This is a genomic window from Chryseobacterium tongliaonense, assembly GCF_041224435.1.
In the GTDB taxonomy this organism is placed as follows: Bacteria; Bacteroidota; Bacteroidia; order Flavobacteriales; family Weeksellaceae; genus Chryseobacterium; species Chryseobacterium tongliaoense.
The window spans coordinates 278,787-300,655 of the sequence record NZ_JBGFFD010000002.1; the positions used below are offsets into that span (position 1 = coordinate 278,787).

At 36.2% G+C, this 21,869-nt stretch carries 17 protein-coding genes; 12 read left to right on the plus strand and 5 right to left on the minus strand.

Annotated features, from left to right (window positions below; translation table 11 throughout):
* Positions 1-98 precede the first annotated feature (98 nt).
* Together AB8P06_RS05530 and AB8P06_RS05535 are read right to left on the minus strand one after the other, a co-directional pair.
* Positions 99-1,583, minus strand: a complete 1,485-nt coding sequence (locus tag AB8P06_RS05530; RefSeq protein ID WP_369839009.1) for a xylulokinase — start codon at positions 1,581-1,583, stop codon at positions 99-101.
* A gap of 18 nt (positions 1,584-1,601) precedes the next feature.
* The gene (locus AB8P06_RS05535; RefSeq protein WP_369839012.1) at positions 1,602-2,327 is read right to left on the minus strand and encodes an NUDIX hydrolase; all 726 of its coding nucleotides are present in this window, start codon (positions 2,325-2,327) and stop codon (positions 1,602-1,604) included.
* Positions 2,328-2,997: 670 nt separating this feature from the next.
* Here AB8P06_RS05535 and AB8P06_RS05540 point away from each other — a divergent pair.
* Together AB8P06_RS05540 and AB8P06_RS05545 are read left to right on the plus strand one after the other, a co-directional pair.
* Positions 2,998-3,756, plus strand: coding sequence for an SDR family oxidoreductase (locus AB8P06_RS05540; RefSeq protein WP_369839015.1), 759 nt, complete (start codon positions 2,998-3,000; stop codon positions 3,754-3,756).
* A gap of 20 nt (positions 3,757-3,776) precedes the next feature.
* Positions 3,777-4,697 carry a helix-turn-helix domain-containing protein gene (locus AB8P06_RS05545; protein WP_369839018.1) on the plus strand — a complete coding sequence of 307 codons (921 nt, stop codon included), beginning with the start codon at positions 3,777-3,779 and terminating at the stop codon, positions 4,695-4,697.
* Positions 4,698-5,150: 453 nt separating this feature from the next.
* Here AB8P06_RS05545 and AB8P06_RS05550 read toward each other — a convergent pair whose 3' ends face one another.
* Entirely contained in the window at positions 5,151-6,098 is a 948-nt protein-coding gene (locus AB8P06_RS05550) for an NADP-dependent oxidoreductase (protein WP_369839021.1), read from the minus strand.
* A gap of 127 nt (positions 6,099-6,225) precedes the next feature.
* On the opposite strand from AB8P06_RS05550, the gene AB8P06_RS05555 reads away from it, so the two are divergent.
* Positions 6,226-6,558 carry a winged helix-turn-helix transcriptional regulator gene (locus tag AB8P06_RS05555; protein WP_369839024.1) on the plus strand — a complete coding sequence of 111 codons (333 nt, stop codon included), beginning with the start codon at positions 6,226-6,228 and terminating at the stop codon, positions 6,556-6,558.
* Positions 6,559-6,697: 139 nt separating this feature from the next.
* Here AB8P06_RS05555 and AB8P06_RS05560 read toward each other — a convergent pair whose 3' ends face one another.
* Together AB8P06_RS05560 and AB8P06_RS05565 are read right to left on the minus strand one after the other, a co-directional pair.
* Positions 6,698-7,294, minus strand: a complete 597-nt coding sequence (locus tag AB8P06_RS05560) for a Crp/Fnr family transcriptional regulator (RefSeq protein ID WP_369839027.1) — start codon at positions 7,292-7,294, stop codon at positions 6,698-6,700.
* Between the two features lie 144 nt (positions 7,295-7,438).
* The gene (locus tag AB8P06_RS05565; RefSeq protein ID WP_369839029.1) at positions 7,439-7,861 is read right to left on the minus strand and encodes a MarR family winged helix-turn-helix transcriptional regulator; all 423 of its coding nucleotides are present in this window, start codon (positions 7,859-7,861) and stop codon (positions 7,439-7,441) included.
* A gap of 50 nt (positions 7,862-7,911) precedes the next feature.
* Between AB8P06_RS05565 and AB8P06_RS05570 the strand changes: the two genes are divergently transcribed.
* The 9 genes from AB8P06_RS05570 to AB8P06_RS05610 all read left to right on the plus strand — a co-directional run bounded on the left by AB8P06_RS05570 (position 7,912) and on the right by AB8P06_RS05610 (position 21,724).
* Entirely contained in the window at positions 7,912-10,167 is a 2,256-nt protein-coding gene (locus AB8P06_RS05570; RefSeq protein ID WP_369839032.1) for an ATP-binding cassette domain-containing protein, read from the plus strand.
* A 70-nt stretch (positions 10,168-10,237) separates the two neighbouring features.
* Positions 10,238-10,816 carry a TetR/AcrR family transcriptional regulator gene (locus tag AB8P06_RS05575; protein WP_369839035.1) on the plus strand — a complete coding sequence of 193 codons (579 nt, stop codon included), beginning with the start codon at positions 10,238-10,240 and terminating at the stop codon, positions 10,814-10,816.
* A gap of 21 nt (positions 10,817-10,837) precedes the next feature.
* Positions 10,838-11,221: a hypothetical protein gene (locus AB8P06_RS05580; RefSeq protein ID WP_369839037.1), complete on the plus strand. Its 384-nt coding sequence runs from the start codon at positions 10,838-10,840 to the stop codon at positions 11,219-11,221.
* Between the two features lie 190 nt (positions 11,222-11,411).
* The gene (locus AB8P06_RS05585; RefSeq protein WP_369839040.1) at positions 11,412-12,815 is read left to right on the plus strand and encodes a glycoside hydrolase family 28 protein; all 1,404 of its coding nucleotides are present in this window, start codon (positions 11,412-11,414) and stop codon (positions 12,813-12,815) included.
* 1 nt (position 12,816) lies between these two features.
* On the plus strand, positions 12,817-16,425 hold the full coding sequence (locus tag AB8P06_RS05590; protein ID WP_369839043.1) for a DUF4450 domain-containing protein: 3,609 nt from the start codon (positions 12,817-12,819) through the stop codon (positions 16,423-16,425).
* A gap of 117 nt (positions 16,426-16,542) precedes the next feature.
* Positions 16,543-18,681: a hypothetical protein gene (locus AB8P06_RS05595; RefSeq protein ID WP_369839046.1), complete on the plus strand. Its 2,139-nt coding sequence runs from the start codon at positions 16,543-16,545 to the stop codon at positions 18,679-18,681.
* 168 nt (positions 18,682-18,849) lie between these two features.
* Positions 18,850-19,938, plus strand: a complete 1,089-nt coding sequence (locus AB8P06_RS05600; protein ID WP_369839048.1) for a family 43 glycosylhydrolase — start codon at positions 18,850-18,852, stop codon at positions 19,936-19,938.
* A gap of 161 nt (positions 19,939-20,099) precedes the next feature.
* Entirely contained in the window at positions 20,100-21,146 is a 1,047-nt protein-coding gene (locus tag AB8P06_RS05605) for a GntR family transcriptional regulator (RefSeq protein WP_369839051.1), read from the plus strand.
* A gap of 134 nt (positions 21,147-21,280) precedes the next feature.
* On the plus strand, positions 21,281-21,724 hold the full coding sequence (locus AB8P06_RS05610; protein ID WP_369839054.1) for a nuclear transport factor 2 family protein: 444 nt from the start codon (positions 21,281-21,283) through the stop codon (positions 21,722-21,724).
* The last annotated feature ends 145 nt before the right edge of the window (positions 21,725-21,869 follow it).

Here is a 21,869-nt window from a genome sequence, read left to right on the forward strand (position 1 = left end):
TTATATTTAATTTGTTATTTAAAATTGATATAGGATTCCCTTGCTCACTGATTCTTTAAATCAGTAAGTGTTATGGAAACTTCCGTTTGTAAATTGGGTTATATTATTTCGTTAAGATGATCTTTCCATCTTGAATAGGCTTCTAAATATTGTTCTCTTTTTTCAGTTTCAGGCTCAATCACTGCAATTTTTTCGAGGGCGGTAAAGGCTTCCTTAGAGTCGGCATAAAAACCTATTCCCATTCCGGCAGCTCTTGCAGCTCCTACCGCTCCATCTGTATCATAAAGCTCAATAACTGCATTACTAACTCCTGCAAGCGACTGGCGAAAAATTGAACTTAAAAACATATTGGCATTTCCTGCCCTGATTACCTGGATATCCATCCCCATTTCTCTCATGATATTCATCCCGTATTCGTAAGAAAAGACAATTCCTTCCTGTGCTGCACGCAGAATATCTCCTTTTGAATGGATATTAAAATTAATCCCGTGTATAGAGCAGCTGGTGTCTTTATTTTCGAGCACTCTTTCTGCACCGTTTCCGAAAGGTATAATGCTGAGCCCTTTTGAACCGATCGGTGAAAGTGAAGCCATATCGTTCATATCTCCGTAAGACGGCAATGATGTGGCAAAATTATGTTTTAGCCAGGAGTTTAAAATACCTGTTCCGTTGATACACAGCAAAACACCTAATCTGATTTCTTCCGGCGTATGGTTAACGTGAGCAAAGGTATTTACCCGGGAACGCCTGTCATAATCAAGCTGATCAAGCACTCCGTATACTACTCCCGAAGTTCCTGCCGTAGATGCGATTTCACCGGGGTTAAAAACATTTAATGACAAAGCATTATTGGGCTGGTCTCCTGCCCTGTAGGAAATCGGGGTTCCTTCTTTCAGTCCCAATTCCTGTGCTGCAGCTGCAGATACCGTTGCCTGAATGCCAAAAGTTGGGATGATCTCAGGGAAAAAGCTTTTGGGAATCCCATAATAACTGATTATATCTTCTGAAATACAGTTGTTCTTAAAATCCCAGAATATCCCTTCTGACAGACCTTCAACAGTCATTCCTATCTGCCCGGAAAGCCTCATGGCGATGTAATCTCCGGGTAACATGATTTTATCTATCTTTTCAAAAATTTCCGGTTCGTTTTCTTTTACCCACGCCAGTTTTGAAGCTGTAAAATTTCCCGGCGAATTTAAAAGACGGGAAAGACATTTTTCTGTTCCTATTTCCTGAAAAGCTTTTTCTCCATAGGGCACAGCACGGCTGTCACACCAGATAATGGAAGGGCGTAAAAGATTCTGATCTTTATCTACCAGGATCAGCCCATGCATCTGCCAGGTAATGCCAATTCCTTTGATGTCTTCCGCCTGTATCCCGGATTCATGCATTACGGCTTCATGAGCCAGCTTCAGGTTTATCCACCAGTCAGCAGGGTTTTGCTCTGCCCAACCGGGATTGACAGCAGTGATTTTCATTTCTTTTTTAGGAGAAAAATCTGATGCTATAATTTTTCCACTGGATGCCTCAATGAGACAAACTTTTACAGAAGAACTGCCAATGTCATATCCTAACAAGTACATAATTCAAAAAGCGGGTATTTATTTTATTAGTTTAGTGTTGTTTTTCTTGAAAATTTTAGCATCAAATCTGTAATATCTTGCAGCCCGATGCGAAACATTAGCCTCTATCTCCTCTAAAGGTATAATGTAGTTGAAGGATGAAATCTTTTTGTGAAAATTCTTAATATCAATACGTTTCTCGCTCAGAGCACTATAGAGCTGATAAAGCTGTCTTATTGTAAATCTCTTCGGCAGCAATTCGAAAATAATAGAAAAGTCGGATTCTATCCATTTTCTGATCTCGACTAAGGACTCATTAATAATTTTATTATGATCAAAAGGCAGTGAAGGAACTTCATCTATCGGATACCAGTCTACCGTATCATATTTTGTACTGTTGATCTTATGGTCAATTTTACAAAGAGACAGATAAGCCACAGTAATGATCCTGTCGATATGATGCTTATACTCCTTATCCATCCATTTTATATCCACTTTGTTACTGGCCCGCAAAGGATCTGCAAAGCATTTGAACTGCTTAAGGACCATTTTCTTAATACCGGTCAATTCATGAAGTACCCGCTGTGCGGCATCGTCTACATCTTCGTCACTAAAAATCAGGCTACCCGGCAGCTTTCTTTGGCTTTCTTCGGGAACATCATCAAAGTGGCGCTGCACCAATAAAATATTAAGTCGATTTTCATAATCAAATCCAAAGACGACACAATCGACAGAAACATATGTATGAATAAAGTTCGGAATCATTTCTATGTTAACATTTACGTAACATGACAAATATAAAAATTCAATTGATAAAAAAAAATAAAATCAACATTATCTGCTGCTTATCAGTAGATTACATATCGATTTTTTATGATAAGAATGTTGTTAAAAATATGATAAGGTTATCATAAAAATAACACTAATGATTCTTATAAGACATGAATAAACAATTAATTATAAAGTTGAGTCATTTAAAAAATCAGATTAATTTTCAGATTAAAAAATATGATAAGAATCGTAAAAAATTCTTAATTCTTTTTTTTATTTTAAGTGTAATAAAAACACTTTTTAGCTTAAAAAAAGCAAAAAAAAACGTTTTTTTTTTACCATTTCTTTAGGCAAGGCGATATAAATTGAGAAAATCAGGAATAGTATAGCACTATCTATTGTAGACGAAACGGATCATATTTTTCTAAGGTTAATATGAAATCTTACCCAATTTTCTCAGAGTCGATCAAAACTGGTTGCAGTATTATTAAAAGTAGAATATAGTTATTTAAAACAAAGTTCTCCGGAGTTTAAGGCGAAAACACCCTCCAAATTATACAATCCAGAACATTCCTCGATTTTGTTACAAGAAACCTCAATCAGGTTACAGGTACCATTTGAGATATAATGACCTTTGCTCATCAAACATTTAAAATTAAAAAAAATGAAAAAGGCATTAATTATAGGAGCAAACAAAGGCATTGGTTTAGAAGTGGCAAGACAGCTGGCTAAAAAAGGTTATTATGTTTATTTGGGCAGCAGAAATCTTAAAAATGGTACAGAAGCCGTTGAAAAATTAAAAAATGAGGGACTGGAAAATGTAGAATTTTTAGAAATAGATGTTACCAGTCAGCATTCGGTAAACAATGCCCGGATAGAATTGGGAAAAAAAACAGAGGTGTTGGATGTACTGATTAATAATGCAGGGATCAATGGAATAGAATTTAACGGTGATAAACCTGTAATGCACACTGCAACAGAAACCGGTGTTGATGTTTACAAAAAAGTATATGAGGTAAATGTGTTTGGTGTGATAAGAGTTACGCAAGCGTTTTTGGATTTATTGCGAAAATCACAAGCACCCAGAATTGTCAACGTAAGTTCAAGTCAAGGCTCGCTCACTTTGCACAGCGACCCAAATTTCATTCATTACAACTTCAAAAGTTCGGTGTATCAATCTTCAAAATCAGCTTTAAATATGTACACCATTGTACTGGCTTATGAATTGAAGGACCTTCCTTTCAAGGTGAACGCAGTAAGTCCGGGTTCTACAAAAACAGATTTCAATCATAATCTGGGACAAGGTTCTGTTGAAGATGCCGGCAACCGAATTGTAAAATATGCCATCATTGATGAGGACGGGCCAACAGGTAAATTTTTCTCCGAAGATATGAATCCCGACACAGGTGAAATTCCCTGGTAGAAAATCACTAAATTTATGAGATGAAAAAGGGCGAAAATATTCCTTACAATTACAATTCACTATCAGAATTGCACCGGTTGCTTGGGTTACCAAAACCCATGCATCCGTTGATTAGTTTTTTTGATAATACCAACAAAAAAATAGATTACAGCAATATAGCTGGCCTGCGTACTTCTGCGTTTTATAAGATTTCTTATAAGTCAAATCTCAGCGGACAATTAAAATACGGCCAGCATTATTATGACTTTGATGAAGGCGGGTTGTTTTTCGTATCGCCCAACCAGGTGACTGCAGACAGTGATAATAATGGTGATCATTCCGGCTACACTTTATTGATTCACCCCGATTTTTTAATGACCTATCCTTTAGCAAAAAAAATTAAGCAGTATGGCTTTTTTGCTTATTCAGCCGACGAAGCATTGCATCTTTCGGAAAAAGAAAAACTAACCGTTATTTCAATTTTTAAAAATATCGAGGATGAATTGCAAAACCGGATTGACGATTTCAGTCAGGATGTAATTATCTCACAAATTGAAACATTACTCAATTACAGCAATCGGTTTTACAAGCGTCAATTCATTACCCGAAAAGCTGTAAACCATAACCTGTTGCAAAAAATGGAAGAACTTTTGGAAGAAATTTTTAAAGATGAAAATCTGCCCACCCAAGGAATTCCGACTGTTCAGCATCTTTCAGAAAGTCTCAATCTCTCGCCAAGTTATCTGAGTGATATGCTGCGTTCCTTAACAGGACAAAATGCACAGCAACATATACAAAACAAAATCATTGAAAAAGCAAAGGAAAAATTATCTACTTCTAACTTATCAATTTCAGAAATAGCTTACGAATTAGGTTTTGAGTATTCACAGTCATTCAGTCGTTTATTTAAGACTAAAACTAATCAAAGTCCGTTGGAATTCAGGGCTTCTTTAACTGTGTAAAATCATACTGCATAAATTGTCAAGTCACTCCCGGCTATTTCCAGTAACATCCTAATCATTGATGTTAAACAATAAGGAATTTTCAGCATTTAACCACGGAAAAAATAAACAATAAATATTTATAATTAATTATAAATAAATCATATAAATAAAAAACACCGAATAGTGAAAAATTATCATTATATTTATGTGATTCTAAAAACCATGAAAAAAAGCTGACGCTTCTCCTAATTTTTAAATTGAGAGTTCCCTTAAGAAGCCCGTCATGATATTGATGGGCTTCTTTAATTAAATTAGCTGTACACTTTCAATTGAGATGATTTATGAGATAAAAAAGGTTAGCTTTTTTGTAAACTAACCTCTTTTGATACATTTTACTTTTTGATGAAGTTAAGAAATTCCTCAATGAAGAGTATTGCTTTTATGAGTGTGATCATAAATGTCTCATGAGACTTACAACACCACGACCACTTTTCCTCTTACTCTTCCTGTTTCCACTTCCAAATGGGCTTTTTTCATATCCTCAAAAGCGAATTGCTGATGGATATGGGGTTTAATAACACCCTCTGATAGAAGGTTTGCAAGAACCTGTATGGTTTCTTTTTTTGATTCTACCATCATAAATTGAATATTAATGTGCTTTTCTTCTGCCCTGGATTTTATATCTTCAGGAATTTCCGGAGTTGGCAGGGTTACAATTGTTCCGCCGGAACCCATTACATCCACAGAATCTGACAGTGTCTGTCCCTGGATGGTATCAATAACAATATCAATATTTTTAATCGTTGATACCAGATCACCTTTTGCATAATCAACATGTTCATCAGCTCCCAGTGACAGTACGAATTCCCTGTTTTTGATTGATGAAGTACCAATAACATAGGCACCGAAATATTTAGCAAGCTGAACAGCAATATGCCCAACACCTCCTGAAGCCGCATGAATTAACACCCTGTCTCCTTTTTTAATTTTGGCTACTTCCACTAATGCCTGATAGGCAGTAGATCCTACCATTGAAACTCCTGCTGCTTCCTGGTGGGTAATGCCTTCAGGCTTCAGTGCCAAATGATTTTGTGGGGCTGCCACATATTGGGCATATGCTTTTCCGTTTCCAAAAAAATTGACCATTCCAAAGACTTCATCTCCAACTTTAAATGAATGTACTTCATGGCCGATTTCCACAACTTCTCCGGAAATGTCCCAGCCCAAAATAATGTCTTTTTCTCCTTTATAAATCCATTCCAGAACACCTTCATATGCTCTTGCCTTGACATCTACAGGATTAATACTGATCGTTTTTACTTTAACAAGTACTTCATCTGGTTTTACAGAGGGTTGCGGAGTTTCTGCTATTTTAAGATGATCTGCGTTGCCTGCTTTGTTTAGAATAATTGTCTTCATTGTCTGACTTTTTAATTGCATCAAAAGTAATAACACAGTATATTTGTGTCAAGTATGCACTTTTTTGTAATCTACATACTAAAAAGATACTATGCTGATTTACAGTAAAATAAAATTGGTAAAAAGAATGAAAAAATATCCAAACGAACCTGCGTGCTCAGTAGATTATGCTTTTAGAAGGATCGGCGGCAAATATAAAGGACGTATTTTATGGTACCTTCATGCAAAAAGTATTATGCGTTATGGTGAACTGAGAAAAACACTGACAGATATTACGCCTAAAATGCTTACTCAAACACTCCGTGAATTAGAAGCTGATGATTTGGTAGAGCGGAAAGTTTATCATGAAGTTCCGCCAAAGGTAGAATATAAACTGACCGCAATAGGACAAGAATTGATTCCTTTCATTGCGCACTTAAAAGAATGGGGCGACAGGCAGATTCAGAAAATTAAAAATTAATGAAATAGTTGATGTAGCCATAGAAAAAAGACCGTCCGAAATAGACAGTCTTTAGTTCTTTTCTTTTATTAAACAAAGGGTGATATAGACATTATCGCCAATTCAATGAAATGGAATAACTATAAGGTATTCCCATGATTTAGTAAAAGATCTGGCGGTCTCTGATTTCCAGTATCTTTTCTTTTTCCATTTTCTTGACCGAACGAATAACGGTTTCCACACGTAGTCCGGTAAGGTTGGCAATTTGTTGTCTGGTAAGCGGAACTTTATATGAATACTGATCCTTGTGCAAAGAGCTTTCTTTATAATAATCCAACAGCGATTTAATCTTTGTAATGGGTTCGGCTGACGAATTATTAAACAACATCACATATTTATAAAACAGTCTGTCGGATAGGTATTGAAATAGCGTAAGAATTATTTCCGGATTTTCAGTTACCAATTTCAGAAAATCCGGTTTTGCCAATTTCAAAATTCTGCAATCTGTCTTTGCAACAGCATTCATTGGATAGTTTTTTTTACCGAAAAGCATTGATTCTCCGAAACTTTGTCCTTCAGAAAGAATGTTTAAGGTAAATTCCTTCCCATCCTGATGATAATTGTTCAATTCTACTATACCGCTAACAACCTGGAAATAAAAGTGTGGTGTGTCTCCCATTTTAAATATGATTTCCTGGGCGCGATAATCTTCATATACAGCTCCATTTTCGAGCAGTAGGTTTTCATCCAAAATCATACTATTTATATTTGTTACGGTTAACGCATATTCTTAGTGACAGAAACTGATGACCTGTTCAATGCAAATTGTAGACCACCCGGTGAAGAAAACTTTGATAAAAAAGAATCCCGTATTTTAAAGATAATAAATATTTATAAAAATTTATCCATAAACCACAGACATCATCTTTTGCATGAGTCTTATGAGATCTTCAAATTCACTTTTGGTCAGAGAATGCCCAATCGTTTTCGCAGTACTTTCCCTAAAGTTCTCAGAGTTGTCAATGATATTCTTTCCTGCCGTCGTTACACTTAAATTAAACACCCGCCTGTCTTTCTCGGATTGCTGCTGTTCAATAAGCTTCTTTTCAACCAGAAATTTAAGTTGTCTTGAAATGGCTGCCTGGCTTATGTTGAATGCTTTTGCAATCTGCTTTCCGGTCGTATTGTTGTTTCTGTAGAGGTATTCAATAATATTATAATGTGTTGCCGTAACTCCACGGATGTCCCCTTTGTTCATATGAGCAAGTATATAACACTGTAAATCTGTAAATACGTGGTAAAATTCCGTTTCTGTTTTATTCATAAAAACATTACAATGCTTAACTTCGTTAATATTTAACAAAGTTAACAATTATGGAACACATTATCGTTACCAATGCAAGACAAAATAATCTAAAGTCAGTTTCGCTGCAGATACCTAAAAGAAAGATTAGTGTTTTTACAGGGGTATCGGGCTCCGGTAAATCATCTTTGGTATTTGAAACAATCGGAGCTGAGGCGCAGCGCCAGTTTAATGAAACTCAAAATAGCTTCATCAGAAACCGCCTGCAGCATATCGGAGTCCCGGATGTTGACAAAATTGAAAATTTAAATGTCCCTATTATTATCAATCAGAAACGGCTTGGCGGGAATGCAAGATCAACCGTCGGAACAGCAACTGACGTCTATGCTTCCCTGAGATTGCTTTTTTCACGAATGGGAAAACCTTTTGTAGGCTATTCGAACGTGTTTTCGTTTAATAATCCGCTCGGAATGTGTAAAAAGTGTGACGGACTGGGCTTTGTTCAAACAGTCAATATAGATGTTCTTTTAAACAAAGAGCAATCCCTCAACGAAGGTGCCATACACTTCCCTACTTTTCAACCCGGCGGCTGGCGATTGACAAGATATACACAGTCCGGTTATTTTGACAATGATAAAAAATTAAAGGATTACACGGAAAAGGAATTGGATATGTTATTATATGCATCATTGCATAAGCCAAAGAAACCGGATAGCGAATGGGGAAAAACCGTAAAATATGAGGGTCTGATACCACGGATTGAAAAAGCATTTTTAATAAAGGATTCCAAGGAAAATATTACTCGAAAAGAAGCTTTAAAGAATGTCATCATCACAAAAAGCTGCCCGGAATGTCACGGGGCGAGGCTAAACAATAAAATTTTATCCTGCAAAATCAATGGTAAAAATATTGCAGACTGTACCGCTCTTTCAATTGACGAACTCCTGGAATTTGTGAATTCACTTCAATCGAAGACTTATGAAATCATACTGGATGAGTTGGTAAAAAAACTGGAAAACATTGTGAACATTGGCCTGCAATATCTCACATTGGACAGACGAACCGACACCTTATCGGGCGGGGAATCGCAACGGATAAAAATGGTAAAAAATCTGGGAAACAGCTTAACCGATCTACTTTACATTTTCGATGAACCCAGTATCGGCCTGCATCCCAAAGATTTGCAAAATATTGCAGGAATTATAAAACAAATACGGGACAAAGGTAATACTGTACTCATTGTTGAACATGATCCCGACCTTATTAAAATTGCAGACCGGGTAATTGATATGGGTCCGGAAGCCGGTAAAGGAGGTGGCGAAATTATTTTTGACGGTGAATTTAATCAGTTAAAAAAATCAAAAGGAAAAACAGGGTCCTATTTTGCAAAGAAGGCAAAGATTAAGACCTCACCAAGGACTTCAAATGAGTTTTTGGAAGTTAGAAATGCTGATTTACACAATTTAAAAAATGTCACTGTAAAAATACCAACAAACGTGATGACGGTGATCACGGGCGTGGCCGGATCGGGAAAAAGTACTTTGATTAATAAGGTCTTGCCAATATTCTACTCCGATGTTACAGTGATAGACCAATCTTTATTTACAGCAAGCAAACGGTCAAACCTTCTGACCTACCTTAATTTATCTGATTCTGTCAGAAAGCTTTTTGCCCGAACAAATCATGTTTCTGACAAACTGTTTAGCAGAAACAGCGAAGGCGGCTGCGAAAATTGCAAAGGTACCGGTGTAGAAAAAATCGATCTTGCTTTTATGGATGATATTGAGCAACCCTGTGAAAACTGTGGCGGTTCAGGGTTTAAGCCAAAAGTTTTAAACTTTCACTATAACGGAAAAAATATTGTAGAAGTGATGGATATGACCGTAGTGGAAGCCATTATTTTCTTTAAGGATAAACAATATCAGGACAGCTTTAATCTATTAGACCAACTTGGTCTTGGTTATCTCACTTTAGGACAAAGACTGGATAGCTTTTCCGGTGGTGAGAGACAACGGTTAAAACTGACAAGGGAACTGAACCAAGCCGGAAAGATTATTGTTTTGGATGAACCCAGTACAGGTTTGCATCCCAATGACACTCAAAAGCTGCTTAATTTTATGGATAAAATGGTTGACAGCAGGAATACGCTCATTGTTATTGAGCACAATCTTGATGTTATTGCACATGCGGACTGGATCATTGATATCGGCCCCGGAGCCGGTAAATACGGTGGTAAGGTTATATTTGAAGGAACTCCAGTCAATTTATTAAAAGAGAATAAGTCATTTACCGCCGAATATCTACGGCAACATTTAAAAACAGTTTAATTAGCAGCATGTTTCTTCTTAATAAAAAAAGTGTATATTTATCTATCTAGTAATAGGTAGATACATATATATGAATACAAAAGAAAAAATATTAGCTGTGGCATCAGAACTGTTGTCTGATAATGGTTTCAACGCCTTTAGCTTTCAGGATATATCTAATGTTATTGGTATCAAAACTTCTTCTATCCACTATTATTTTCCAACTAAAGCTGATCTTATTGTGGGCATAATTAATTATTCCCAACGACAACAAAATGATCTATTTGAAACGATAAAAAGAAAATCCCCAAATAAAAAGCTATCCATGCTTATTGATTTCTATGTGGATTTGGCTCAAAAGGGAAAAATGTGTCCGATTGTTTCCATTTCATCTGACATGAATAACATAGATGAACAAATAAAATTTGAATTAATAAAATTCTATGATTTTATGGTGGCCTGGTTAGCAGCCGTATTAGAAGAGGGAATAAATACCAATCACTTTGTAAGCAATCAAAGCCCAACAAATAAATCTACCGAAATATTAAACATTCTGGCAATGTTGCCTATTTTATCCCGGCTTGGTAAAGGACCGGAAAGTTTTACCAGAATTAAGCAATCCATTAAAGATGACGTTGTCAATAAAGATTATTCGATAAAAGAAATATAGTAAGTGCTAAAAACAGAAGCAATGAAGAATTACGATAACAAACCAACACTTCCCCACATAGGAAAAATTATTAGCAGGCTTACGCTCGAAAAATCACTAAATAAAGATGATATACTGGCTTATCTGAATATTAACGAGTCAATGCTGGAAAATATTTATGATAGCCCCTCTGTAGACATTCAGACTCTCATTAATTTTTCAAATCTCCTTCAGACCAATCTCTTCATTTATTATCGTGACCATAGTTTGATAGAAAATCTCTTTGATGATTGCATAACAGCACAAGAGATCGAACAAAAAAACGAAACGATTGCGCATTTAACAGCCATTATCGCAGCCCAGAAAAAAATAATATCCTTCTATGAAGCAAATGAAACTGTGCAAAGCCGGACAAAACAAAAGTAATATTGTGATGAAATCAAATTAGTCCACAATGTGAATTCACTTTTATACCAAAAGAACAATCCCATCACAAAATACTCCGGAATCAATTAATTTATACAGACAGTGCAGGATAATTTATAATCATAATTATTTTAGATTGCGATAAATAAAGGAAAAATACCTGAAGTAGCCTTCTTTAAAATCTGTCATTATGAAAAAACATGCTTTATTCTTTATCATTCTATTACTATCGATTTCAGTTTCGGCTCAATATAAACCCTGGAATTCTGCACAACAACCGCTAAAAGAAATTCAGGCTCTCAAAGAACAAATTGTAAAACCCAACTTTAGAAAAAAAGATTATCTCATTACAGATTTCGGAGCCATTGGTGATGGAAAGACAAAAAATACGGAAGCTTTTAAAAAAGCCATTGAAAAATGCAATGCAGAAGGCGGCGGCAGAGTTGTCGTTCCAAAAGGAATCTTTTTGACAGGAGCTATTTATTTAAAAAGTAATGTGGATTTACACGTAAGCGAGGGAGCTACCATTTTATTCAGCCGGGACAGTAATGATTATCCTATTGTTTTTACAAGATGGGAAGGAATGGAATGCATGAACTATTCATCCCTGATTTATGCTTACGAAGAAGAAAATATCGCCGTAACCGGAAAAGGAACATTGGACGGAAACTCTGATAACGACCATTGGTGGTTTTGGTGCGGTGCAAAAAAATATGGCTGGAACGAATCCCGTCCGGGAAGACAAAATCCGGCTCGTGCAAAACTGCATGAATACATGGCTCAAAAGAAAGATCCGAGAGAAAGAATATTTGGTGACGGATATTATTTGAGACCTAATTTCGTTCAGCCTTATAAGAGTAAAAATTTCTATATGGCGGATGTTTTGGTGAAAAATTCTCCAATGTGGAATCTTAATCCCGTATTGTGTGAAAATGTACTGATTGAAAGAGTAAAAGTAATCAGCCACGGTCCTAATAATGACGGTTTTGATCCTGAAGCGTGTAAAAATGTATGGATCAAAGATTCATATTTCGACACGGGAGATGACTGTATCGCCATAAAATCAGGAAGAGATGAAGACGGAAGAGGTATCGGGAAACCAGCAGAAAATCACATCATCGAAAACTGTGAAATGAAAGACGGACACGGCGGCGTGGTGATCGGAAGCGAAATTGCGGGCGGTGCAAAAAATATTTATGCCATAGGAAATGTGATGGACAGTAAAAACCTTGACAGGGCACTTCGTATTAAAACCAGTTCAAGCCGTGGCGGAATTATCGAAAATGTATTTTTCTACAATACAAAAGTAGGCGCTTACAAAGAAGCTGCAGTACGTTTCAATATGCATTATGAAAAACCGGGGAACTTCATCCCGACCATCAGAAATATCTGGGTGGAAAATTTAACGGTAGAAAAAGGAGGAAAATATGCTGTCTTCTCCGATGCTTATGAATCTTCGCCTGTAACAGATTTCACAATGATTAATGCCAAAATAAACGGTATTGAAATTCCGTATAAAGTTGATTACCTGAAAAATGTAACCTTAAAAAACGTAATCGTTAACGGAAGGCCATTAACTGAGCTAAAAAACTAAAATGCGAAGAAAAACCATTTTTGCAGGACTGATTGTTTTATCGGCATTCTCACATTCTTATTCCCAATCCAAACATTGGCAGAAGAATCAACGGGAGCTTCACTACAAAGAAGATAAAGGAGATTTTTTGTTGGTTAACGGAAAATACCGCTTCAACCGTGCTTTGTACGGAGATAATCGTGCCTCCCGTGTAGAAGCCGGAGATTTGCCGGAATTTGCGTTGTATCTTCCCGGAATGGGCGGAAATCTCCAGTTTGTGATTCAAAAAGGAAATTCGATAAAAAAATTAATTCATGCTGATAAAATTGAAACCCGGTATCGTCCCGGATCAATGTTGTATGAAGTTAAAGATCCGATTTTAGGAAAAGGAAGTTTAAAACTTACCGTTTTAGCACAAGCCAAAGAAGAAGGTTTGGTTTTAAAAATGGAAACTGTAAATGCAGATTCTGCTATAAAAATCTATGCAGTTTATGGAGGTGCAAGCGGAACCACTTTCAGCAGAAACGGTGATATCGGTGCCGATCCGGAATCCGGATTTTATTTGCTTCCTGAATATTGCTTAAATAATCAGATTCAAATCAATAAAAATCAGTTTCAACTCAATTATTTAAACAAGAAAAAAGAAATTCAAACCGTCAACGGAAGTTTTTCATCTGTTAATTCTTTACAGCAAACTGATGCTCAAACGTTAGAAAAACTTTCGGAATTTACTCAAAATAAGACAGACAAATCTCCAATCGTTTACGCAGCTTATTCTTCACAAAACCAACCTGTTTTCATTCAGATTGCCAAAGGGAAATCCGGGAAAAATTTTTCGGATAAAGAATTGAAAAACATATTTAATGAAGCCGAGAAATCTCGTTTAACATTAACCAATCGAATCCAGCTTAAAACTCCGGATGCAGATTTAAATAATTTCGGAGCCAATCTTGCCGTCGCCGCAGACGGAATCTGGGAAAGCCCGACCTTTCTCCACGGTGCCGTTGCCTGGAGAATGCGACTGAATGCCTGGCGCGGAGCTTATACAGCTGATGCATTAAATTGGCACGACAGAGCAAAAGAACATTTTGAAAGCTATTCAAATTCTCAGGTTTTAAAACCTGATTTTGCACCCGCTGAAATGGATACGCTTTTACATTTGGCAAGACACAAAGAAAAAATGGGAACCTCAGTGTTCTCAAGCGGATATATTTCCAGAAATCCGAATGACAATACAAAACCACATCACTATGATATGAATCTGGTATTTTTTGACCAGATGTTTTCGCATTTTAATTACACCGGAGATGTTGAATTTTTAAAGAAAATGTGGCCTGTAATGGTTCGTCATATAGATTGGGAAAAACGAAATTTCAAACGGGGTGATCTGTATGATGCGTACGCTGCAATTTGGGCAAGTGATGCGTTGCAATATTCAGGCGGAAAAGTGACTCATACTTCAGCTTATAATTACAGAGCCAACCGTGAAATGGCTAAACTGGCAAAAATCATTGGTGAAGATTCCACCCCTTATGAAAAAGAAGCCGAAGCTATTTTAAAAGCGATGAAAAACCAGCTTTGGATGAAAAAGAACGGTTATTTCGCGGAATTCAAAGATGCTTTAGGAAATCAAATTCTTCATGACAAGCCCGGAATATGGTCGATTTACCACGTTTCGGATGCTTATATTTTAAATGAATTTGAAGATTATCAGAACTTACAATACATCAACAATTATATTCCAAAAATTCCTATAACAGTAAAAGGTGAAATTAATAAAAACTATTACACACTTTCTACAACAAACTGGCAACCCTACGACTGGTCCATTAATAATGTGGCTTTGGCAGAAAATCTCCAAACTGCTTTGGCGTATTGGCAAGCCGGAAGAAATGAAGATGCATTCCGACTTTGGAAGGGAAACTTAGTTGAAAGTATGTATTACGGAATCAGCCCGGGAAATTTTGAGCAATTATCACATTATGACGCATTCCGTGGCGAATTGTACCGTGATTTTGCCGATCCGATTGGTGTTGCATCCCGAACTTTAACGGAAGGACTTTTCGGGGTTTATCCTAAATTACTGGAAAATAAAATTGAAATAAAACCAGGCTTCCCAAAAGACTGGAATTTTGCCGAATTAAAGCTTCCTGATTGGGAATTGAAATTCAATAGAAATTCAAAAAAATCGGAATATTCATTTAAATCAAATTATCCGAAATCAGTGGCTTTGGAAATGCAGATTCCTGTGAATCATACGCAAATACAATCGGTGAAAGTGAATGGTAAAAAAGTAGACTGGAAAATTAAGCCCAACTCTATTTTACAGCCTATTGTACAATTTGAAACGCCAACAGAAAAAGAATTTAAAATTGAAATCAATTATTCCGGAGAAGAATTAAAGAACGAACAAACCGATTACATCAATTATATTTCTGAAAATCTTCAGTTAAATTTAGATTCAAAAAAGAAAATCCTGCAAATCTCCGATCCCCAGGAACTGATTAAAAATTCCCCTCCTCTGGAGGGGTGGATTCGACCGAAGGGAGAAGACGGGGTGGTTAAGCAAAAATTTGAGTTAATTAAAGAAGAAAGAAAAGGAACTTTTTTCGTTCAATTGGAACAAGATGGAACGAAATGGTGGCAGCCTGTGAATGTTGATATTCAATATCCTTTGGAAACAAAATGGGTGAATAAACAATTACAGATTCAATCAAAATCAGCCAATCTAATCAACGGAAAATTGAGTAGTAATGGTTTAAATACAACATTTTCAATTCAACCCAATCAAACTACTTCCGTTGAAGTTCCCACAAATATTTTAAGCAAAGGAACCAATTCAATTGAGCTTGAATACAACGGAATTAAACAAAATGTAGAAATAACAGATTGGGAAATCGAAAATAAAGGCGAGTTCAATCCAGTTTCATTAACTTCAAAATACAATGAAAAAGTTACTGAGATTTTTAATCAGAAATACCTTTCACCACGATTGAAAGTCCCTACTCTACAACTTCCGTGGCAGGGAATTGGAAATTGGTGCTATCCTTTAATCAATGCTCAAATCGATGATAGTGGATTAATGAATAAAAGAAAAAACGACAAAGTTGATTTTCTTGGAATTCCTTTTTTAATTGACAATGCTGAGAAAAATATTGTTTTTACAAGTCAGTGGGATCATTTTCCGAAATCAGTTGAAATTCCGGTTTCCGGCAAAGGAAAGAAAATTTATTTTTTGATGGCAGGTTCTACCAATCCGATGCAGTCACAAATTATTAACGGAACAATTACTGTCAAATATTCTGACGGCTCAGGTACAGAATTAGAACTTAAAAACCCTGTGAATTGGTGGCCGATTGAGCAGGATTTGTTTGATGATAATTTTGCTTTTGAAATTCCGGATGATAAAATTCCTTACAGAGTTCAACTGAAAACCGGAGAATTATACAAAGGCGGCAGTCTAAGTAAATATTCAGGCATCAAAGGATTCACAGAACGGGCTGTAGAAGGCGGAGCTGCTACAATTCTGGATTTGCCGATTGACCCGAATAAAGAATTAAAATCTATAAAACTAACGGCAGTAAGCAACGATGTTGTTATCGGAATGATGAGTGCTACTGTTTTGAAATAAATATGAAAATTTTTTAATTAGAATTTTGTTATTCCGGGAAACGAGGAATCTACCAGCACGTTTAACACCACGTTTCATTCAGAGTGACAACCGTTTAATCAAAAAGAAATAAAAAATATGAATAAAAAAATTGCAATATATCTGAGTCTTTTTTGCATTGGATTTTCATCTCTCAATGCACAGAAAATCGATCGTAAAAAAGTGGTTCAGCGTCATAATGTAGTCAACACAAAAGTGGATACCTTATCTTCTTTAACGGTTGGGAACGGAAAGTTTGCTTATACAGTCGATATTACCGGAATGCAATCTTTTCCCGAATATTATAAAAACGGAGTTTCTCTCGGAACACAGTCCGAATGGGGCTGGAACAGTTTTCCAAATACCGAAAATTATAAATTTGATGAAACCTTGAAAGCTTATGATTTCAATAATGACGGCAGAAAAGCGTTGTATAGTGTACAAATCAAAGAACCCGAACGCAATAAAAAAGCAGTTGAATACTTCCGGGTCAACCAACATCGTTTGCAACTGGGAAACATCGGAATCGAACTCTATAAAAAAGACGGCCAGAAAGCAAAAATTTCAGATCTCACCAATATTAATCAAAAAATTGATCTTTGGACGGGGATTATTACCAGTGAATTTTCTTTAGAAGGAACCCCTGTAAAAGTCTGGACTGCATCTTTCCAAAATTCCGACAAAATCGGGGTCAAAATTGAATCGGATTTAATTACTCATAAAAGATTAAAAGTATTTGCACGCTATCCTTCTCCTACCGGACAATTCCTGGATGATGCTGCGTTTTATGGAAATGAAAACGATCATTCCACAAAAATTATTTCATCAAATTCAACACAGGGATTGATTGAGCATACATTGCAAAGTGCCTATTATTTTACTCAATTATATTTTACGGAGGGAAAATTAAGCGAATCCGGAAAGCATCATTTTATTTATGAGCCGTCGGTTAAAAACAAAACTATAGAATTAAGCGTTGAGTTTTCAGCTAAAAATCCGAAAAGCAGTAAAACCTTATTTGCTGATGCAGAAAAAGAAAGTACTTCAGGATGGGAATCTTTCTGGAAAAGCGGTGCAGCAGTCGATTTTGAAGGAAGCACAGACCCGAGAGCCAACGAGTTGGAACGAAGAATTATTCTGTCTGAATATTTAACCAAAGTACAATGTGGAGGAAGCAATCCGCCACAGGAAACAGGATTAACGTTTAACAGCTGGTACGGAAAGCCACACACGGAAATGCATTGGTGGCATGGAGTTCACTACGCGTTGTGGGGAAGACCGGAAATTTTAGAGAAGCAACTGGATTATTATTTCAGATCGTTTGAAAAAGCAAAAAAACTGGCACAAAGACAAGGCTATAAAGGAGTTCGTTGGATTAAAATGTCTGATAATGAAGGCAATGAAAGTCCGTCTTCTGTGGCTGCATTTTTAATTTGGGAGCAACCGCATTTGATTTATATGACCGAACTTCTGTATCGCAATAATAAAGATAAAAAAGTACTGGAGAAATATAAAGATTTGGTTTTTGCTACGGCAGAGTTTATGGCAGATTTTGCCACTTATGATAAGGAGAAAAACCGGTATAATCTCGGAAAAGGTGTCATCCCGGCACAGGAAGTTTTCCCTGCAAAAGATACTTATAACCCTACCTACGAAGTCGCTTACTGGGATTGGGCATTGAGAGTTGCGCAGCAATGGAAAGAAAGATTAGGTGAGTCCAGAGATAAAAAATGGGACGATGTAATTTCAAAATTAGCTCCACTTCCGGTTCAGGACGGCGTTTATCAGTCGACTGAATCGGCAAAAGATTCCTTTACATTTCCTAAATGGATGACCGATCATCCTTCGGTTCTGGGTGCACTTGGAATGGTTCCTGAATCTCCGAAACTGGATAAAAAAATCATGAAAAATACGCTGGATATCGTTTGGGACAGATGGAACTGGGAATATACCTGGGGTTGGGATTTCCCTATGACCGCGATGACTGCAGCAAGACTGGGTCTTCCGAACAAAGCTTTGGATGCTCTTTTTATGAATATTCAAACCAATACCTATCTGAAAAACGGTCATAATTATCAGGATGGAAGATTAAGAATTTATCTTCCCGGAAATGGCGGAGTTTTAACAACTGTTGCTATGATGCTTGAAGGTTGGGACAATTCGAAAGGTGAATTTCCGGGTTTTCCAAAAGACGGTTCATGGAAAATAAAAGCTGAAGGTTTTAAAAAGATGCCTTAAATTTCAGATTTATATAGCCGGAGTCTGCTTAAGGGCAGACTTTTTTATGCCTTGATCTTAAATTTTTCAAAACCAAATAAAGATAGAGAAGTTCAGATTAAATAATTCACAGAAAGTACAGGATAGTCTATTTATATGTTTATGCTAAATTAGCAGTAAATCATATAAATGGACAAGTCCAGACCCTTTACACGCAGAGATTTCTTACAGATTTCAGCCCTTGGAATCACGGCTGGAGTTCTGGGGTTATCATTTACAGATTCATCATCAGACAAACCTTATTTCAGCTTAAAACCAACCGGGCGAACCTTTTCATTGGAAAATTATTACATCTGGTGTAATTGTCCGATTTGGGGCGAAGACGGTAAGGTTCATCTTTTCTATTCCAGATGGAAGAAAGAAAAAGGAATGGGCGGCTGGCTCAACGGTTCTGAAATTTGCCGTGCAGAAGCCGAATCTCCCTATGGAGAATTCAGGCATAAACAAGTTATTCTTACTCCAAGAGGTGGCGAATTCTGGGATGCCACAACTTGTCATAATCCTTTAATTACCAAAGTGGACGGCGAGTATTATCTTTTCTATATGGGCAACCAAAACGGAAAAACAAATACCAAAAGAATAGGGCTTGCCACTTCAAAAAGTCTTGACGGAGATTGGGTAAGGCCTGAAGCACCTCTGCTTCTTCCCGGAGAAAAAGGTTCTTGGGACGACCATTGTACCACAAACCCGGCTTTTATAAAAGGAAATGATGGCAAATTCTGGCTTTTTTATAAATCCTGGAACACTGAAGAATATGAAAATCAGAAAGGTCCGGTAAGAGGAAACCGAAAATATGGACTGGCAAAGGCTGAGCATCCTTCAGGTCCTTACGAGAAAATAAAGGAAAATCCTGTCATTGATTTTTCATTGTTGCCCGACAATGCCCAGCTGGAAGATGCTTTTATCTGGAAACAAAACGGAAAATTCCATATAGTAGCCCGTGATATGGGATTTTTTAATCATGAATACGGTTTACATTTAACTTCCGGGGACGGCCTTAACTGGTCTAAACCGGAAATCGCCTATCTTAATATGAAGAGTTATATTAAGGAACCTGCACCACCTAGTCATTTAAAACGATTCGGGAGATTAGAACGGCCCATGATTTTGATGGACAAAGACGGTAAAACTCCTAAATTTTTATTCGGAGCAACACAGGGAGGAAAGTTCGAAACATCTACATCTTTTGTCTTTGAAATTACAAACACCAAAATTTAATTCTTAAATCAATTTTTGTGTTTTTTTATTTTATAAAAAATAATTGCAATCATTAAAAGCATATCAAGAAAAATTATTATAAATTTTTGTAACTTGCCATTACACCGTTCGTCAACTTTTGAATTATTTTTAAACAAATAAATATCTCCAATCTCAATATCATGGCAGAAACATTTGAAATAATGATCAATGAGCATTCCAGAGTTCCCAAATACAAACAGATTGTGGATTCTATTCTTAATGGAATTGATAGTGAAGAGATTAAAATTGGAGAAAAGATTCCTTCCATAAACGAACTCAGCGAGTCCTGCTTTCTTTCAAGAGATACTGTAGAAAAAGCGTATAAAGAGCTCCGAAAAAGACAAATCATCGAATCTGTAAAGGGAAAAGGCTATTATATCTCACGGGTTAATAAAAACGACGTCATCAATATTTTCTTTCTTATCAACAAACCCAGCACATATAAAATGATGATCTATAATTATTTTGTTAATGCAATCGGTACCAAAGGAAATGTTGAAATGTACATTTATCACTGTGACGAAACGCTTTTCATTAATTCGTTAAAAAAGAACCTTGGCGGATTTGATTATTACGTAATCATGCCTCATTTCCGTGATGAACAGTCTAAGCATACCAGTTCAACACAGCAGGTGCTGGATATGATTGAACAAATCCCGAAAAACAAATTGTTGTTGTTAGACAATACCAAGCCTAATATTTCCGGAGAATACGGCTCTATTTTCCAGGATTTCGAACATGATATCTACAATGCTTTAAAGGAAGGTTTAGACAAAATAAAGAAATATGAAAAAATAATTTTAGTTTATCCCGATAAATCCATCCACCCCTATCCTTTCCGTATTGTACGCGGTTTTGAGAAATTTTGTAAGGATTTTAAACTTGATTATGAAATTCTCGATGAAATTTATCCCGACATGGAATTGCAGGATAAGGATATTTTCATCACGATTCGGGAACGCGATCTGGTGAATCTGGTTAAGCAGGTCAGACAGAAAAATCTTGAGCTGGGCAAAGACATCGGAATTATTTCCTATAACGAAACACCTCTTAAAGAATTACTTGGAATTACGGTGATTACTACAGATTTTAAAGCGATGGGAGAATCTGCTGCCTACATGATTTTGAAAAATAAAAAAGAGTCAGTCAATAATGTTTTTAAGTTTATTCAGAGAGATTCTTTATAAACTGTCACTTATTTTTTAATTATTAAATTGCGCAATCGATTACACTCATTGTTATTTTTAACATTCAGATAATAATCTAACCATCACAAAACTTTTCATATAGAGCTTACTATTCAAAAAAATATTATTTAATTATGCTTAAAAAAATAATTTTCGCCATAAGTTTTTTAATGGCAGTTACTGTTTCCGCACAGAAAATAAATGATAAAGATGCAGTCACAGCTGCTGCTGAAAAGTTAAGATTAGCGATGATAAACGGAGAACAATCAGTATTAGAATCTTTGATTTTACCGGAATTAACTTATGGTCATTCAGGAGGTCATATCGACGATGCAAAAGAGTTTGTTGAAAAATTAGTCTCTAAAAAATCTGATTTTGTAACCATCGATATTACCAATCAAAATGTAAATATTGTTGGAAATACGGCAATAATTCGCCATCATTTTTATGCAACAACTGCGGATGCGGGAAAGGCTCCGGGAGACGTGACCTTAGAGATCATATTAGTTTGGGTTAAAGTTAAAAACGATTGGAAACTATTGGCTAGACAGGCCGTAAAATCGGAGAAAAAGAAATAGTTTTCTATTATTATAAATTAAAATTCGCAGGATTTTCTTGCGATTTTTTTATTTTGAAACTTTTTTTGACGCAAAGATTTTATTTGTTATTCTTAATATTTTAAAGGAGCAAAGAATAAAATCAATAAATTGATTTTATGAAGCA

Excerpts from the sequence above, each read along its gene's own strand:
- AB8P06_RS05560 (WP_369839027.1), bottom strand. The coding sequence starts at position 7,294 with ATGATTTTGGATGAAAACCTACTGCTCGAAAATGGAGCTGTATATGAA.
- AB8P06_RS05590 (WP_369839043.1), top strand. The coding sequence starts at position 12,817 with ATGCGAAGAAAAACCATTTTTGCAGGACTGATTGTTTTATCGGCATTC.
- AB8P06_RS05540 (WP_369839015.1), top strand. The coding sequence starts at position 2,998 with ATGAAAAAGGCATTAATTATAGGAGCAAACAAAGGCATTGGTTTAGAA.
- AB8P06_RS05535 (WP_369839012.1), bottom strand. The coding sequence starts at position 2,327 with ATGATTCCGAACTTTATTCATACATATGTTTCTGTCGATTGTGTCGTC.
- AB8P06_RS05545 (WP_369839018.1), top strand. The coding sequence starts at position 3,777 with ATGAAAAAGGGCGAAAATATTCCTTACAATTACAATTCACTATCAGAA.
- AB8P06_RS05600 (WP_369839048.1), top strand. The coding sequence starts at position 18,850 with ATGGACAAGTCCAGACCCTTTACACGCAGAGATTTCTTACAGATTTCA.
- AB8P06_RS05530 (WP_369839009.1), bottom strand. The coding sequence starts at position 1,583 with ATGTACTTGTTAGGATATGACATTGGCAGTTCTTCTGTAAAAGTTTGT.
- AB8P06_RS05610 (WP_369839054.1), top strand. The coding sequence starts at position 21,281 with ATGCTTAAAAAAATAATTTTCGCCATAAGTTTTTTAATGGCAGTTACT.
- AB8P06_RS05580 (WP_369839037.1), top strand. The coding sequence starts at position 10,838 with ATGAAGAATTACGATAACAAACCAACACTTCCCCACATAGGAAAAATT.
- AB8P06_RS05565 (WP_369839029.1), bottom strand. The coding sequence starts at position 7,861 with ATGAATAAAACAGAAACGGAATTTTACCACGTATTTACAGATTTACAG.
- AB8P06_RS05605 (WP_369839051.1), top strand. The coding sequence starts at position 20,100 with ATGGCAGAAACATTTGAAATAATGATCAATGAGCATTCCAGAGTTCCC.
- AB8P06_RS05575 (WP_369839035.1), top strand. The coding sequence starts at position 10,238 with ATGAATACAAAAGAAAAAATATTAGCTGTGGCATCAGAACTGTTGTCT.
- AB8P06_RS05585 (WP_369839040.1), top strand. The coding sequence starts at position 11,412 with ATGAAAAAACATGCTTTATTCTTTATCATTCTATTACTATCGATTTCA.
- AB8P06_RS05570 (WP_369839032.1), top strand. The coding sequence starts at position 7,912 with ATGGAACACATTATCGTTACCAATGCAAGACAAAATAATCTAAAGTCA.
- AB8P06_RS05550 (WP_369839021.1), bottom strand. The coding sequence starts at position 6,098 with ATGAAGACAATTATTCTAAACAAAGCAGGCAACGCAGATCATCTTAAA.
- AB8P06_RS05595 (WP_369839046.1), top strand. The coding sequence starts at position 16,543 with ATGAATAAAAAAATTGCAATATATCTGAGTCTTTTTTGCATTGGATTT.
- AB8P06_RS05555 (WP_369839024.1), top strand. The coding sequence starts at position 6,226 with ATGAAAAAATATCCAAACGAACCTGCGTGCTCAGTAGATTATGCTTTT.